The sequence below is a fragment of the Mangrovivirga halotolerans genome (assembly GCF_026241165.1).
In the GTDB taxonomy this organism is placed as follows: Bacteria; Bacteroidota; Bacteroidia; order Cytophagales; family Cyclobacteriaceae; genus Mangrovivirga; species Mangrovivirga halotolerans.
This window is the reverse complement of the sequence record NZ_JAPFQN010000009.1, coordinates 85,023-99,453: the sequence shown is the minus strand read 5'-3', so window position 1 is coordinate 99,453 and position 14,431 is coordinate 85,023. Positions and strand designations below refer to the sequence as shown.

Annotated in this window: 15 protein-coding genes; 11 read left to right on the top strand and 4 right to left on the bottom strand. The window is 33.8% G+C overall.

What is annotated here, in order from left to right:
- Positions 1-12 precede the first annotated feature (12 nt).
- The gene (locus OO013_RS15400; protein ID WP_266057820.1) at positions 13-471 is read right to left on the bottom strand and encodes a hypothetical protein; all 459 of its coding nucleotides are present in this window, start codon (positions 469-471) and stop codon (positions 13-15) included.
- A complete protein-coding gene (locus OO013_RS15395) occupies positions 468-854 on the bottom strand; it encodes an arsenate reductase family protein (RefSeq protein WP_266057819.1) in 387 nt (128 codons plus the stop codon). Before OO013_RS15395 ends, OO013_RS15400 begins: the two co-directional genes overlap by 4 nt.
- Before the next feature lie 241 nt (positions 855-1,095).
- Between OO013_RS15395 and OO013_RS15390 the strand changes: the two genes are divergently transcribed.
- From OO013_RS15390 to OO013_RS15380, 3 genes are read left to right on the top strand one after another with little or no spacing between them, the layout of a single operon-like run.
- Positions 1,096-1,455, top strand: coding sequence for a response regulator (locus tag OO013_RS15390; protein ID WP_266057818.1), 360 nt, complete (start codon positions 1,096-1,098; stop codon positions 1,453-1,455).
- A 36-nt stretch (positions 1,456-1,491) separates the two neighbouring features.
- Positions 1,492-2,913, top strand: coding sequence for a sigma-54-dependent transcriptional regulator (locus tag OO013_RS15385; RefSeq protein WP_266057817.1), 1,422 nt, complete (start codon positions 1,492-1,494; stop codon positions 2,911-2,913).
- A gap of 3 nt (positions 2,914-2,916) precedes the next feature.
- Positions 2,917-4,278, top strand: a complete 1,362-nt coding sequence (locus OO013_RS15380) for a two-component system sensor histidine kinase NtrB (protein WP_266057816.1) — start codon at positions 2,917-2,919, stop codon at positions 4,276-4,278.
- 2 nt (positions 4,279-4,280) lie between these two features.
- Here OO013_RS15380 and OO013_RS15375 read toward each other — a convergent pair whose 3' ends face one another.
- Both OO013_RS15375 and OO013_RS15370 read right to left on the bottom strand, forming a co-directional pair.
- Positions 4,281-5,651, bottom strand: coding sequence for an NAD(P)/FAD-dependent oxidoreductase (locus tag OO013_RS15375; RefSeq protein ID WP_266057815.1), 1,371 nt, complete (start codon positions 5,649-5,651; stop codon positions 4,281-4,283).
- Positions 5,652-5,766: 115 nt separating this feature from the next.
- Positions 5,767-6,630 carry a hypothetical protein gene (locus tag OO013_RS15370; RefSeq protein ID WP_266057814.1) on the bottom strand — a complete coding sequence of 288 codons (864 nt, stop codon included), beginning with the start codon at positions 6,628-6,630 and terminating at the stop codon, positions 5,767-5,769.
- Positions 6,631-6,942: 312 nt separating this feature from the next.
- Between OO013_RS15370 and serA the strand changes: the two genes are divergently transcribed.
- The 8 genes from serA (at position 6,943) to OO013_RS15330 (ending at position 14,331) form a co-directional block, all read left to right on the top strand.
- The gene (gene serA / locus OO013_RS15365; protein WP_266057813.1) at positions 6,943-8,826 is read left to right on the top strand and encodes a phosphoglycerate dehydrogenase; all 1,884 of its coding nucleotides are present in this window, start codon (positions 6,943-6,945) and stop codon (positions 8,824-8,826) included.
- Positions 8,827-9,102: 276 nt separating this feature from the next.
- Positions 9,103-10,182, top strand: a complete 1,080-nt coding sequence (locus tag OO013_RS15360) for an aminotransferase class V-fold PLP-dependent enzyme (RefSeq protein WP_266057812.1) — start codon at positions 9,103-9,105, stop codon at positions 10,180-10,182.
- Positions 10,183-10,198: 16 nt separating this feature from the next.
- Positions 10,199-11,134 (top strand): universal stress protein, encoded by a 936-nt coding sequence (locus OO013_RS15355; RefSeq protein WP_266057811.1) that lies wholly within the window; start codon positions 10,199-10,201, stop codon positions 11,132-11,134.
- Positions 11,135-11,217: 83 nt separating this feature from the next.
- Positions 11,218-11,733, top strand: coding sequence for an RNA polymerase sigma factor (locus OO013_RS15350; RefSeq protein WP_305067244.1), 516 nt, complete (start codon positions 11,218-11,220; stop codon positions 11,731-11,733).
- 38 nt (positions 11,734-11,771) lie between these two features.
- On the top strand, positions 11,772-12,185 hold the full coding sequence (locus OO013_RS15345) for a hypothetical protein (protein WP_266057808.1): 414 nt from the start codon (positions 11,772-11,774) through the stop codon (positions 12,183-12,185).
- A 5-nt stretch (positions 12,186-12,190) separates the two neighbouring features.
- The gene (locus OO013_RS15340) at positions 12,191-12,634 is read left to right on the top strand and encodes a Spy/CpxP family protein refolding chaperone (RefSeq protein WP_266057807.1); all 444 of its coding nucleotides are present in this window, start codon (positions 12,191-12,193) and stop codon (positions 12,632-12,634) included.
- A gap of 231 nt (positions 12,635-12,865) precedes the next feature.
- Positions 12,866-13,405, top strand: coding sequence for an RNA polymerase sigma factor (locus OO013_RS15335; RefSeq protein WP_137091466.1), 540 nt, complete (start codon positions 12,866-12,868; stop codon positions 13,403-13,405).
- A 5-nt stretch (positions 13,406-13,410) separates the two neighbouring features.
- On the top strand, positions 13,411-14,331 hold the full coding sequence (locus OO013_RS15330) for a hypothetical protein (protein ID WP_266057805.1): 921 nt from the start codon (positions 13,411-13,413) through the stop codon (positions 14,329-14,331).
- The last annotated feature ends 100 nt before the right edge of the window (positions 14,332-14,431 follow it).

Genomic DNA, 14,431 nt, shown 5'->3' with positions numbered 1-14,431 from the left:
AAAATTGTTCTATTACGGCCAACTAAAATGTGTTAGCCTTTCTTTAGTGATTTCAATCTCCTGATTGACATGGGCTTTTATAGCATCTAATTCTTCTATCAAACCATCTTCTGAATCAGCCCCGACTTCTTTTCGACATTTGCCGATAGTTTCATCTAAAACCTCGTCAGCCCGTATAACATGTTTTAATAAAGTTGGGGTGTTTTTTTCAACAAAAAGGTCACTGATAGTTATCTCAAGGTTTTCATACCATGAATCGAGATCAAAATTTGTAGATGATGATACCTTCATTCCTCTATCATCTAAATATTTCTTCAATCGATCGGCATATTCTTCTCTTTCCTGCGATAATTCTTTCAGATCTTTCCTCAGTGAAGAATTATGCGCAGCTTCGGAAGCTTTCTCATAAATTGTTTTGGAATGACAAATTGCTGAATATACCTCTTTTATTGATTTTTCTTTTGATGTCATTTTGTCTCTGTTTTAAAATATTTTTCTCTGAATTCTAAAAGTCTTGATGGAGTATCTACAATGAAACTTTCATCTTCTGACAGTACGATAGGCGTTTTCAAAAGCTCACTTTTCTCTGACAATACCTTAAGCCAATCATCTTCAGAAAGATCAACTCCTTCATATTCATTTTTAAAAAGATCTGATTCTCTATCAATTAAATCGTTAATTTCTACTCCTAAATCATCTGCTATTTCTTTTATCATTCGGGGAGTTAAGCTTGATTCATCCAGATTAACTTCTTGAACTGCATTTGGAGTTAACTTTGCATACCCCATTGCTTTTTTATCGAAAGACTTTTTATGATGTGTGATTAACTTAATCTCTTTACTGTGCTTTTCCATAAAAAATTATTTTTTCAGTTATGACAGTGTAAAAATCATTCCATACCGTTTTAAATGGTTTTCCAGCATTTTTTTTAAGTTTTCATAGGTATTGTGGGGATTTTTTTACACATTATATGTAGAAAAACAGTCTGTTGAAATACTGATTTTTTAAGATAATATCAGTAGAAAGCTTTAGTTCCATTCGGAATGAAGTTTGAACAACAATTAATAAATTTTTTAACAAATAAACAGAGCTGTAATGGATATAAGGAGAAGCGTTTTGGTGGTAGATGATGAGCAGGATATATGCCTTTTGTTATCTGCAATGTTAAAAAAAGAAGGTTTCAGAGTTGTTGTGGCTAGTTCACATGAAACGGCAGAGAAAATAATAGATGAGATAGAAAATGACTCAATAGCATTCATTGACATTAATTTACCGGATGGAAATGGATATGAATTAGCTAATAAATTAAAAAGTAAAAGCCAGGATTCTATTGTATATTTAATAAGTGCAAGAGAAATACCCGGGGAATTAGAATTAAGAAATTCTATGGCTGATGGTTTTATTCCTAAGCCTTTCTCCAAAAAAGAAATCTTTGAAGTAGTTAAAGAGGATTGAAAATTATATTAAAAATAAAATTTCCCAAAATATTATATGGCCAACGAATCAATATTAATTGTTGATGACGAACAGGATTTATGTACTATACTCACATCTTTTTTAGAGAAGAAAGGATTTAATTGCCATGCCTGTCATAATGCAGCTGAAGCTGTGGAATATTCAAAATCAAACCACATTGATCTTGCATTAATCGATCTGAGGTTGCCAGATGAAGATGGCATCACCTTAATGAAAAAAATAAAAATTTTTCATCCCGATATTGCTATACTAATAATCACAGGATATTCTGATGTAAAAACTGCTGTAAGTGCTATCAGGCTGGGCGCTTCAGATTATGTTTCAAAACCGCTCTATACTGATGAAATATATCAATCAGTTGAACAAGCTCTGGAAAAGAAGAAACAACCGTCTGCCTCAGAAAAAAAAGATAAGAACAAAAATTCTCCTTCTTCAAAAAAATCTAAAAGTAAAAAAACTCCTAAAAAAACTAATATTAATAAAGATTATGTTCTGGGATCTTCAGAATATTCTAAAACAGTTTTCGACCATATAAAACTTGTTGCCCCTACCGACCTAAGTGTGATTATCTCAGGGGAAACAGGAACTGGTAAAGAAGTTGCCGCTCGACTTATTCACCAAAATAGTAAAAGAAAAGATCAAAATTTCGTTGCTATTGATTGTGGTGCTCTTCCAGAAGATCTCGCGGGATCTGAATTATTCGGCCATATTAAAGGTGCTTTTACCGGTGCATTAAATGATAAAATGGGGTCTTTTGAAGTTGCTGATGGAGGAACCCTCTTTCTTGATGAAATTGGAAACCTTTCATACGAAAACCAGGTAAAGCTTCTAAGAGCAATACAAGAAGGAGAAATTAAAAGGCTGGGTAGTAATGATAACATTAATATTGATGTTAGAATTATTGTTGCTACTAATGAAGATCTCTCAAAATTAATATCAGATGAAAATTTCAGGGAAGATCTATACCACAGACTAAATGAATTTACCATTACCATGGCACCTATCCGCGAAAGAAAGGAGGACATTCCCGAATTTGCGGATTTTTTCCTTCAGCAAGCAAATGAAGCTCTTAATAAAGAAGTAAAAGGAATAAGTAATAAGGCCATGAAAGCTTTAAACAGATATGAATGGCATGGTAACCTACGGGAAATGAAAAATGTCATCAAAAGAGCTGTTTTATTGTGTAATGATGAAGAAATTCATGAAAAGCATCTTCCCCAAATGGTTGTCGAATATATCCCTGATCCTCCTGAAGAAAATTTCATGAACAATCTGCCTTTAGATTTAAAAGCAGCAGCGATGGAAGCTGAAAAGAGTGTTATTATACAAGCTCTCAGAAAGGTAGGATATAATAAATCAAAAGCTGCTGACCTCTTAAATATTGATAGAAAAACGCTTTACAACAAACTTAAGAACTTTAATCTTGCCACAGATTGATATATGAAAAATCAAAACTTTACCTGCCTGTTAATTCTAAATGAAAAGGAAAATACAATAATAAATAGCTGGGCAAAAAAAGATAATATCAAACTAACCTCTGACCCAAACCAGAAATACGATTTTTATATATCTGATCATCTTCTCGATCCAATAATAAAAAATCAAATAGAAAAACCAGGGTTATTGATAGGAGATTATCAACATGATTTGCTCTCAGAAAAACAATTTGGAGTAAAAGAAAATGAACTCAATCCAACACTATTAAAAATATTTCTTTCAAAAATCTTTGATGAACTCAATTATCGCTCTAAAATTCAGGAAGAAGAAGTCCTATATAAAAATCTTTTTCATGAATCATTAGATCCAATTCTTGTTGCTGATATTGAGGGAAATATAAAACTGGTAAATAAAGCTTTTAAAGAGCTTTTCGGCCCTGGAGCTAAACCGGGTAAAATCAAATTTGATGACCTTTTCCCGGCTAACATTGTCAGTAAAGTCATTAATGCCATTAAGGTTGGACTACCTATCGATAAAATGGGAGTCATGGCTGAATATGAAAGCCTTAAAATGGAGGGATTATTAAATGTGGTTCCTATCAAGGACAACATGAAAAACATTACAGGTTTTCACGCACTCTTCCATGATGCTACCATTGCAAAAAAAGCGGAAAAGATTATTAATAGGGCTAAAAAGCTTTCTATGACCAGCAGAATGGCACGGGCTATGGCTCATGAGATCAGAAACCCAATCACAAATGTCAATCTTGCCCTGGAACAACTATTAGAATCAAATCAAAATCACGACGATGAATTTGTGCTTTACACTAATATGATCCAAAGAAACACAAACAGAATAAATCTTCTAATAGATAAACTTCTAAAATCGTCTAATCCTGAAAAGATTGATTCAACAGAATTAATAAATCCGGAACAAACTATAATTAATGCTTTTGATACAATAAAGGATAGAATTCAACTTAAAAATATAGTATGTGGTATTGACCTTGATCCGGCTAATCAAACTAAGCGAATTATAGGTAATGAAGAACGACTTGAGATGGCTTTCACTAACCTGTTATTAAATGCCATAGAAGCTATTGAACACGACGAGGGAAAAGTAGGCATCTCTTGTGATGTATTTGATAGTAAATTCTTCATTATTTTAGAAGATAACGGAAAAGGGATGACAATAGATGAACAAGAGCATATTTTTGACCCATTCTATACCAATAAAAGCAACGGAGTCGGTCTTGGAATGACTACTGTTCATACCATTATACAAGAACATAATGGATCAATTGATCTTAATAGTAATTATGGAAAAGGAACTAAGTTTGTTATAAGTTTCCCGGTTGCCAATTAATTTTATTGCAATGATTTTTCAATTAACTCATCAGTCTCTTCCCAGTTTTTCTGCGCGGGCCTGATAATTAGTCTTATTCCTCTGTCATAATTCAAATAACTCCACATCCAGTTAACAAAAACTACCATTTTATTTCTAAAGCCAATTAGATACATTAAATGGACAAACATCCAGGTTATCCATCCCATAAATCCGGAAAGTTTTATATCTAGTGGAAGATCAGCAACAGCTTTATTTCTCCCTACAGTGGCCATAGTACCTTTATCCAGATAATTGAAAGGTCTGATCTTTTTATTTTTAGCGAGTCTGTTAAAAGTTTTACCAAGGTATTCTCCCTGTTGAATAGCCACTGGTGCAACACCTGGTAATCCATCGGGAAATTGCTCAGTTACCTGATAAGCCACATCACCCAGAGCATAAATATTGTCATAGGTAGACTGTCCTTCAGTGGTATAAACTCTGTTAAATTCATCAACATGAAATCTACCTTTAAATTGATCAGCTTCAATGCCTTCAATAATATTTGGCATGACGCCGGCAGCCCAAATCACTGTATCTGCATAAATTTCTTCGCCATTATCCAATACAGCTTTCTTACCATCATAATCTTTCATAAATGTTTCAAGCCTGACATCAACTCCTAATGTCTCAAGATATTTTTTAGAGGATTCTGATGAGGATTCAGTCATAGCGGGTAACAGCCTTTCAAGGCCTTCCAGGAGATAAACCTTCATCCTGTTGAAATCGATCTCAGGGTAATCATGTGGTAATACGTGCTTTTTCATTTCGGCAAGAGCTCCAGCCATTTCCACTCCTGTAGGACCGCCTCCAACAACAACAAAAGTAAGTAATTTATCTACCTCGTCAGTACCTCGACGTAATTCTGCTTTCTCAAATAATTGAAATAATTGTGATCTTAATTCCAAAGCATGGACTACTTGCTTTAAAGGAAATGCATTCTTTTCAATATTTTTATTACCGAAATAATTGGTTTTTGCTCCTGTGGCGACCACAAGGTAATCGTATTTTATTGAGCCAAGTAAGGTATAAACCCTACGCTCCTTTGTATCTACTTTCTGGACCTTTAACATTCTAAAATAAAGGTCTTTTTTTGTTTTGCATATCTTTCTTAGCGGGCCACAAACACTATCTGGCTCCAGACCTGCTGTGGCAACCTGATAGAGTAAAGGTTGAAAGGTATGGTAATTATATCGATCGAATAATACTATCTGATATTCATTTGAATTGATCTTATCTACGAAATTAATTCCGGCAAATCCTCCGCCGATAACTACTATCCGCTTTTTATGGGTAGATGGGACTGAAAGACTATTTTTTTCAAAGTGATCTTTCTCTTGGTTAGATTGGTTCATAGATAATTTTTTAAATTAAAATTCTCTAATTATAAACGTAGTCAGTACGACCATGTTTAATTAAAACAAAAAAACCGGCTTTTGCCGGCTTTTTAAAAGATGACTTAATATTATTTTAGTTTATTGTTATTTCTCCACTCCATTTGTCAGTACTAACGAAAACTTTAGAATCGCATTCTCCCTGGCCGTAATCAACAACAAAATCACTCAATTCATTGTTAGCCCTCACTCTGGAGATAGTTTTCACCCCTGAAACTGGAAAATATTTTCCGTTAGGTTGACAGCCGTAAGCGAAAACAATAGGAGAATCTGCTGATACCTGAATATCGTAAAAAGTTCCTAATCTATTCACTCCATTAGCAGTTCCATAAATTTTCATTTCCAGATTATTAAAATCGTAAATTCTAAATCTTGTTGAAGTTCGAGTAGCTACATTTCCATCCATAAAAGTCAATTTACCATTGGTCAATGATATCTTAAAAGTTGGCATTCCTCCGTTGGTAATATTTTCTACTACTCTCGTGCCCTCTATTTGGATATCATTTACAAAATACTGCTCTACTGTAGTCGTAATTATTGATCCGGCCTCCCAGTATCCTCCAGTATAGGAAATATTAACTACACCTTTTCTAACTCTGCCATATGGACCTTCGCACCCTTCAGTTCCAAAATCAATAGTAAAAGTTCCTTCTCCTGTTTCTGTATTATGATTCCAGGTAACTTGAGCGCACTTTAAAGTAGTTTGATTCTTATCTACAGCTACTACTCTGCCATTTGCTGGCCCCATCCCATTGATATCAAATGCGTCATAAATGACCTGGTCAAGATCCATATATTGTTCTTCAAAGTCTCCTTCCGCTGAAAGAGCTGATTTTTGGTCAGTAGAATCTACAGTTTCGCTCTCCTGGCATGATGTAATTGACATCACTAATGCAATTGCTAAAAATAATAATTGAAGTTTTCGCGTGTTAAGTTTCATAATAAAAGTTATTTGTTCTTTTGGTTCTTAGAGTCTGATTAAAAGAAAAGGTTTAATCTGTCTTAAGTTAAATTCCAAAAAACATGGATTAGTAACCCATACCAACAACTAAAACTTCATTACGAACACTCGTTTTATTATCAAAATAATATTTGCCCATATCAATTTTAAACAATATGAAAATTCTCTATTCTTTTATTTTGATCATATTATCAATTAATCAAATTTCATTTAGTAATGCATTATTACTATCATACCAGTTAAATAATTTCTATTTTTGTACAACCAGTAAAAATGATAAATATTTAACCTGTGAAGAATTTTGTAATCGACTTTGATAGTACATTTACTAAAGTAGAAGGACTTGATCTTCTAGTAGAAATAGCCTTGGAAAATCATGAAAACAAGGAAAGTGTAGTAAAGAAAGTCAAAGACATCACCGATAAAGGGATGAGCGGTCAGCTTGGTTTTGAAGATTCCCTTAAACAAAGGATTTCGCTCCTGAATGCGGATAAAAATGATGTCAAAGATCTATCTGAAAGGTTAAAAAATGAAGTTTCAAAAAGCTTTAAAAGAAACCAGGAGTTCTTTAATAAATATTCTGACAACATCTATATTGTAAGTAGTGGATTTAAAGACTTTATCATTCCGGTGGTAGAAGAAATGGGAGTAAAACCAGAGCATGTTTATGCCAATGAGTTCCGGTATGACGAAAATGGTAATATTATCGGTTTTGATGAAACAAATGAATTGGCCAAAGACAACGGAAAAGTTAATTTACTTAAAAACCTTAATTTAAAAGGCGACATCTATGTAATCGGCGATGGATACACCGATTATGAGATCAAAGCTTCCGGTCTTGCAAATAAGTTTTATGCGTTTACTGAAAATGTTCAACGGGGAAATGTATTGGAAAAAGCTGATCACATTGCTCCCAGTTTAGATGAGATACTTTATTTAAATAACATGAATACAGCGATTAGTTACCCTAAAAACAGGATTAATGTTCTTCTATTAGAAAATATTCATCAGGATGCTGTTGAAAGTATGAAAGAAGAAGGATATAACGTTGAAGTTTATCCGGCAGGCCTGGATGAAGACGAGTTATGTGAGAAAATAAAGAATGTCTCTATTTTAGGTATCAGATCTAAAACCCATGTCACCAGAAGGGTACTTGAAAACGCAAACAGGCTCATCGCTGTCGGTGCATTTTGTATTGGTACTAATCAAATAGATCTTGAAGCTTGTCTTGAAAAAGGAGTTGCTGTTTTTAATGCTCCATACAGTAATACAAGGTCTGTGGTTGAATTGGCTCTCGGTGAAATCATTATGCTTATGAGAAATATTCCTGACAAGAATATTGCTATGCATAATCAGAAATGGAACAAATCTGCAAGTGGTAGTTATGAAATAAGAGGAAAAAAACTGGGAATCATTGGTTACGGAAATATCGGCGCTCAACTTTCAATACTTGCTGAAGGGGCTGGCATGGATGTTTATTACTATGATATTGTTGAAAAACTCGCACTTGGAAATGCAACCAAATGTAATAGCCTTCATGAACTACTAAGTAAAGCAGATGTGATTTCCTTACACGTTGATGGGCGCCCTGAAAATAAAAACATAATTAGTGACAAGCAATTCGAACAGATGAAGGATGGAGTCATCTTCCTTAATCTGAGCAGAGGCCAGGTCGTGGATATTCCAGCATTAGCAAGAAACCTTAAATCTGGTAAAATAAGAGGAGCAGGAATTGATGTTTTTCCCGAAGAACCAAAAAGTAATGATGAACCATTTGAATCTGATTTACTTGGACTTCAAAATTTGATCCTCACACCACATATTGGCGGTAGCACGCTAGAAGCTCAGGAAAATATTGCTGATTTCGTTCCGAATAAAATAATGCAGTATATAAATACAGGTAGTACAACAAATAGTGTTAATTTCCCGAATTTACAATTACCTACCCTGGAAAACGCACATCGTTTAATTCACATCCATCATAATAAACCTGGTATTTTAGCAAAAATGAACAACGTGCTACTTGATCATGACATAAATATTGTGGGGCAATATTTAAAAACTAATGAAAAGATCGGTTATGTTATTACCGATATAGACAAGCAATATGACAAGGATGTGATTAAGGCTTTAAAAGCAATCGAAGGGACAGTTAAATTCCGGGTTCTATATTAAAAAAGACATCGGGGAAAGTTGCAGACCTTGCTAAATTAGCAGGATTTGGGCTATCCCTTTCCGGTCAACCTTCCACTGTTAACTTCTGAACTAACAGAAGACCTACAAAGTAGGTTGAGGCCCGGTTTCGCGGTGGGATTCACCCGGTATTGTTAATAGTGTTCAAAGTCGCAAAACGTCCCGATGCCTTAAATGCAAAGTTAGGAAGAAAAATATTAACGGCATGATTTGTAGCTTTCAAATTATTTTCGACTTTTGTTCAAAATTTTATCGGATATGCATCAACTATATTTTACACCTGGACCTTCTGCATTGTACCCAACGGTCAATCTGCATTTAAAAGATGCTATAAACAAGGGGTATCTGTCTGCCTCCCATAGGTCTGCTACTTTTAAAGACATATATAAAGAGACTGAAAATAATTTAAGGACTCTTTTATCACTACCCGATAATTTTTCAATTTTATTTACTTCTTCAGCTAATGAAGTCTGGGAAAGACTTATCCAAAACACTGTAGAAAATAAAACCCTACATTTAGTAAATGGTGCATTTAGTAAGCGTTTTGCCGATATAGCTACCGATTACAAAAAGGAAGCTGTGGTATATTCTGCCAAGGAAGGTGAAATCGTTAATGTCGGTGAAATAAAAGAGGATAACGAGGTTGAACTAGTAGCTATAACTCACAATGAAACTTCAACAGGAGTTTCTCAACCTCTTGAGGATATCCAAAAGCTCAGAAATAAATTTCCTGATGCATTAATAACAGTTGACGCTGTCTCTTCTTTGCCAATAGTTGATCTTCCCTATGATTTAATAGATTCAGCTTATTTTTCAATACAAAAATGTTTTGGTCTCCCTGCCGGGCTTGGTGTATGGATAGTTAACAACAGATGCATTGAGAAAGCAGAAAAGCTGGAAAATAAAGGGATTATAACCGGATCTTACCATAGACTGCTTTCCATGTACAAAAAAGGTAAGGATTACCAAAATATCGAAACTCCTAACGTATTAGGCATATATTTACTTGGTAAAGTTGCAGGTGATATGTTAACTAAAGGCATAGGCCAGATCAGAAATGAAACAATTTATAAAGCAGGTGTTTTATATTACGGGTTACAAACACATCCTTTACTTAACCCTTTTGTAGGTAATGAAAGGATTCGTTCTCACACAGTTTGTGTTTTTAATACAAAAGGTGAATCTGAAAGAATAATAAATGAATTAAAGAAAAATAATATGGTTATTGGAAGCGGTTATGGTAGCTTTAAAAGTAATCATATAAGAATTGCTAACTTTCCTGCTACCGGAAAGGAGCAGATAGAAATGCTTGCGGATAAAATAAATGAAATACAATAAAGTATAGATTTGCTATATGTATAAAATAAATAAAGTTTTAGTTGGCTTAGACCTATCGAAACTTGACGAAACGTTGATCGACTACTCGGATTATTTTATGAGATTAAATGATGCCGAGGAACTTAAATTCGTTAAAATAACTCCTGTTATTGCTGTGCCGGATGAAATTAAGAAAGAATTTCCTGACATGGTGAAAAAAGCTATAAGTGATAAAAAAGCCCAAATGAAGGAGGAAATTACTGAAAGAATAGGAAAAAAGCCTCCATTTAAATTATCATACGAAGTTTCTAAAGGGCAAAAAGCAAAAAGATTACTAAAGTATTCTCATTCTGGTGATACTGATCTGATCATTGTTGGAAGAAAGAAAAAGAAAGAAGGTTCAGGTATCATGGTAAACCGATTGGCCAGAAGAGCTGATTGCAGTCTCCTGATTATCCCTGAGGACACCAAACCAAAAATTAACAAAATCCATGTCCCAATTGACTTTTCGAATAATGCTAAACTTGCTCTGGAAGAAAGTATTCAAATAGCTTCCATGATTAAGAGTCATGAAAACAGAGACATTGAAATAATCTGTCAGAACGTTTATACTGTTCCTTCAGGATATCACTACAGCGGAAAATCATATGAAGAATTTTCTGAGATAATGCGTGATAATGCCAAAAAGAACTTTGCGACTTTTCTAAAAAAAATAAATACAAAAGACGCTAATATCAGAGCCATCTACTCCCTGGATACCAACGAAAATCCAATTGAAGATATATACAATCTTGCAAAAGGAATTCAGGCTGATCTGGTAGTCTTTGGTGCTAAAGGACGAACTGCTCTCCCTTCCCTTTTTATCGGAAGTATGGCTGAGCGATTAATCCAGTTTTTAAAAGACATACCGGTGATGGTAGTTAGAAGCAAAGGAAGTAATGCAGGAATACTTGAATCACTGAGGGAATTTTAAACAATTTTTCCAGTCAGATTAAACCTTTATTATTTTTTAGTATCTAAAATTCAGATACAAAATCATTTTTTGTGGAAGAACAATTGACCAAAAATAATCTGACTGAAATTGAATTCTCTGTTATCCTTACCAATTATAAGGAAAGAATTTATTGGCACATTAGAAAAATGGTCATTGATCACGATGACTCAGACGATATTACCCAGGATACGTTTATCAAGGTTTATGAGAACTTAGAGAAATTTAAGGGTGATTCTGATCTTTTTACCTGGATATATCGGATAGCAACAAATGAATGCCTTAAATTTCTAAGGAAGAAAAAAAGAGCGAGTATATTTTCTTTCTCAAGCCTGGAAAGTGAATTGAATAATTCACTAACTTCCTCAGTTTATGTTGACGGAAACGAAGTAGAAATCAAACTTCAAAAAGCATTATTAAAGCTTCCTGATAAACAAAGGTTAATATTCAACATGAAATATTTCGACAATATGTCTTATGAGGAAATATCATCAATAACTGAAACTTCTGTCGGAGGACTGAAAGCCTCATATCACCATGCCGTGAAGAAAATAAAAAAATATATTTCATTACCTGATTAAACCTTTAAGGATTTAAAGCATCAAATAATAAAAAGGATATGAAAAAAAAATCGGAAAAGCATCCTTTTAAAGTACCTGAAAATTATTTCAGTGACCTGGAAAGACAAATTAAGTCAAAGGTTAAAGATAAAGGCCAAGACAGTAAAGTGATATCCATTAAACCGGCTTTACTTAAAGTAGCAGCAACTGTTTTATTACTCTTGACCATAAGTATCGTACTTTATAAAAAAACTAATACTGATCCGATTCAGATAGCGGGGAATTCAGAAGTAAATGAAATTTTAAAGGATATTCCTGATGAAGCAATAATTGAATATCTGACAGAGTCTAACTTGGAGGTAGAACAACTGATAAATTTTGCTGCATCAAAAAATATTAATGAAACTGAATTGGAAGAAAAAAATGAAATTGAAGAGGAGATTTTAAAAGATTACATTGATAACTATCTTTAAGAAATATGAAAAAAACTATACTATTTTCAGGATTACTTATACTGGCTTTTATTGCTAATGCACAATCCGGCCCTGCTAAAGAAAGAATAGAAAGTGCACGTATAGCTTACATAACTAAGAAAGTAGAGTTAACACCGGACCAAGCTCAGCAGTTTTGGCCAATTTATAATGAATTCCTGGCGAAACGTGCGGAAATGAGAAATGAGCTCAGGCAAATGAGAGGCAATAAGCAATTAAAAGAGATGTCAGAAGAAGAACAAACAGCGATTTTAAATAAAAGCCTGGAAATCAAAGAAAGAGAAGCAAAACTAGAAAAAGATTATAGTAAAAAATTACTGAAAGTCATCTCCCCTGCCCAATTGATTGCTCTTCATCAGGCTGAAAGAGAATTTAAAGAATTGTTGCTGGAAAAAATCGGTGAAAGAAGAGGAGAAAGAAAAGGTAATTAAACTGTTTTAATGCTATTTTATTTACAAACCTGGCTTTTAAGTCAGGTTTTTTAATTTTTCTAATAAAATATAACGTTTAAATTATATGAGGCTTCTTTATATTGTTTCATTTCTAAGTTCTTTATTGTAGTTTAGAGACTGCAAAAAGAATTAACCATTTTTTTTACATTTTTTTGTAATTACTGGGTTACATTTTATTTTCAACACGTATAAACCATTGAAGCGCTTTAGATGAAGGATCAAGAGATTCTTGAACGAATAAGTAAAGGTGATGAAACTGCACTGGATTATCTGTATAAGAAATACTACAGAATGATGTCCAGGATAGTCATTACTAATAGTGGTACTGAAGAAGAAGCAAAAGATATCTATCAGGAAGCTTTGATAGTATTTTGGCAAAAAGTCGTCAGTGGAAATCTGGTGCTTACTTCTAAAATTAGTACTTTTCTATACAGCATCTGCTTGAATCTATGGCGTAAAGAGCTTGATCGTAAAAGCAGATTGAGTAGAGAAGAAAAAGATAATCCTGAATCAATGGATTTTGAACAGGAAGAACGGTTGAGAATAATCACAGAATGTATCAACGAATTAGGCGATACCTGTAAAAAAATATTGACGTACTTCTATTTTGATGGTATGTCGATGCAAAATATAGCTTTAAACTTAGGCCTGGCAAATACTGACACAGCAAAAACAAAAAAGTACAAGTGTAAAAAAAGGTTAGACGAACTGGTGAAATCGAAGTATTCTGCCGGTGACTTTTTAGACTAAGAATTATGAACTTAAACGAATCAAATATCATCGATGATTACCTAATGGGTAATTTATCTGCAGCTGACCGAATGGCCTTCGAAAAGAAAATGGCAGCTGACCCGGAGCTTCAAAACGAAGTATCCGTCCAAAAAGATATTATTAAAGGCCTTGAGCAAGTCAGGGTCCAACAGCTCAAAGCGCGTTTAAATAAAATCCCGGTATCGTCTTCTGCATGGTACCAAACTACTTCAGGTAAAGTTGCTCTTGGTGTTTCTCTTTTGGTAGCAATATTATTAGGAGCTCTTCTATTTAACCTCGGAGATGATAATAATATCACTTCTTCTGATCCTGTAGTTATAAATGACCAAATTATTAGCACCCCTGAAGAAGCTGATGAATTAACACCTACAAAAGAAGATAATACTGATATAATATCTGAAGAGGAAGACAACGAAATTCCTCAATTAGCTGAAGGAAAAGAGAAAGAAAGAAAAGAAGACATTACTCAAAAACCAGTAATTAAACCTGAAGCTGATAAATCAGAAACATTCATCACAGAGAAAACTGAAAACAATAACCTTGTTACTGAAGAGAAATTAGATTCTGAAAAAGAAATTGCGAATAAAGTTGATGAAACTGCAGAAACAGCTTCTGAAGCTTCAGACTATAATCCGTATAGATTAATTGAAATAGAAACTACTAAAGGTAGTCGATTTGGCTTTCACTACAGATTTTATGAAAATAAGCTTTCACTTTACGGTGATTTTGGTGGTGAAAGACCTTATGAAATTCTTGAAATTAATAATGATAATATAAGAGGACTTTTCCTTTATTACGAAGGGCAATTCTTCGAACTAGACACAACACAGGTTGCGGTACCTCTCAAGCCGCTTGATAATACAGAGGTAGTGCAGGATCTGATGGAAATTAAAAATCAAAAATAATTCAAGGGACTCTTCGGAGTCCTTTTTTATTTGTTCTTTTTAATACTTTTTAACCTCCCATAATCTAGGAACTCTCAATTCATGATGCTAGATTTACATT

Coding starts and splice junctions, on each gene's coding strand:
- OO013_RS15400 (WP_266057820.1), bottom strand. CDS start 471: ATGACATCAAAAGAAAAATCAATAAAAGAGGTATATTCAGCAATTTGT.
- OO013_RS15395 (WP_266057819.1), bottom strand. CDS start 854: ATGGAAAAGCACAGTAAAGAGATTAAGTTAATCACACATCATAAAAAG.
- OO013_RS15390 (WP_266057818.1), top strand. CDS start 1,096: ATGGATATAAGGAGAAGCGTTTTGGTGGTAGATGATGAGCAGGATATA.
- OO013_RS15385 (WP_266057817.1), top strand. CDS start 1,492: ATGGCCAACGAATCAATATTAATTGTTGATGACGAACAGGATTTATGT.
- OO013_RS15380 (WP_266057816.1), top strand. CDS start 2,917: ATGAAAAATCAAAACTTTACCTGCCTGTTAATTCTAAATGAAAAGGAA.
- OO013_RS15375 (WP_266057815.1), bottom strand. CDS start 5,651: ATGAACCAATCTAACCAAGAGAAAGATCACTTTGAAAAAAATAGTCTT.
- OO013_RS15370 (WP_266057814.1), bottom strand. CDS start 6,630: ATGAAACTTAACACGCGAAAACTTCAATTATTATTTTTAGCAATTGCA.
- OO013_RS15360 (WP_266057812.1), top strand. CDS start 9,103: ATGCATCAACTATATTTTACACCTGGACCTTCTGCATTGTACCCAACG.
- OO013_RS15355 (WP_266057811.1), top strand. CDS start 10,199: ATGTATAAAATAAATAAAGTTTTAGTTGGCTTAGACCTATCGAAACTT.
- OO013_RS15345 (WP_266057808.1), top strand. CDS start 11,772: ATGAAAAAAAAATCGGAAAAGCATCCTTTTAAAGTACCTGAAAATTAT.
- OO013_RS15340 (WP_266057807.1), top strand. CDS start 12,191: ATGAAAAAAACTATACTATTTTCAGGATTACTTATACTGGCTTTTATT.
- OO013_RS15335 (WP_137091466.1), top strand. CDS start 12,866: ATGAAGGATCAAGAGATTCTTGAACGAATAAGTAAAGGTGATGAAACT.
- OO013_RS15330 (WP_266057805.1), top strand. CDS start 13,411: ATGAACTTAAACGAATCAAATATCATCGATGATTACCTAATGGGTAAT.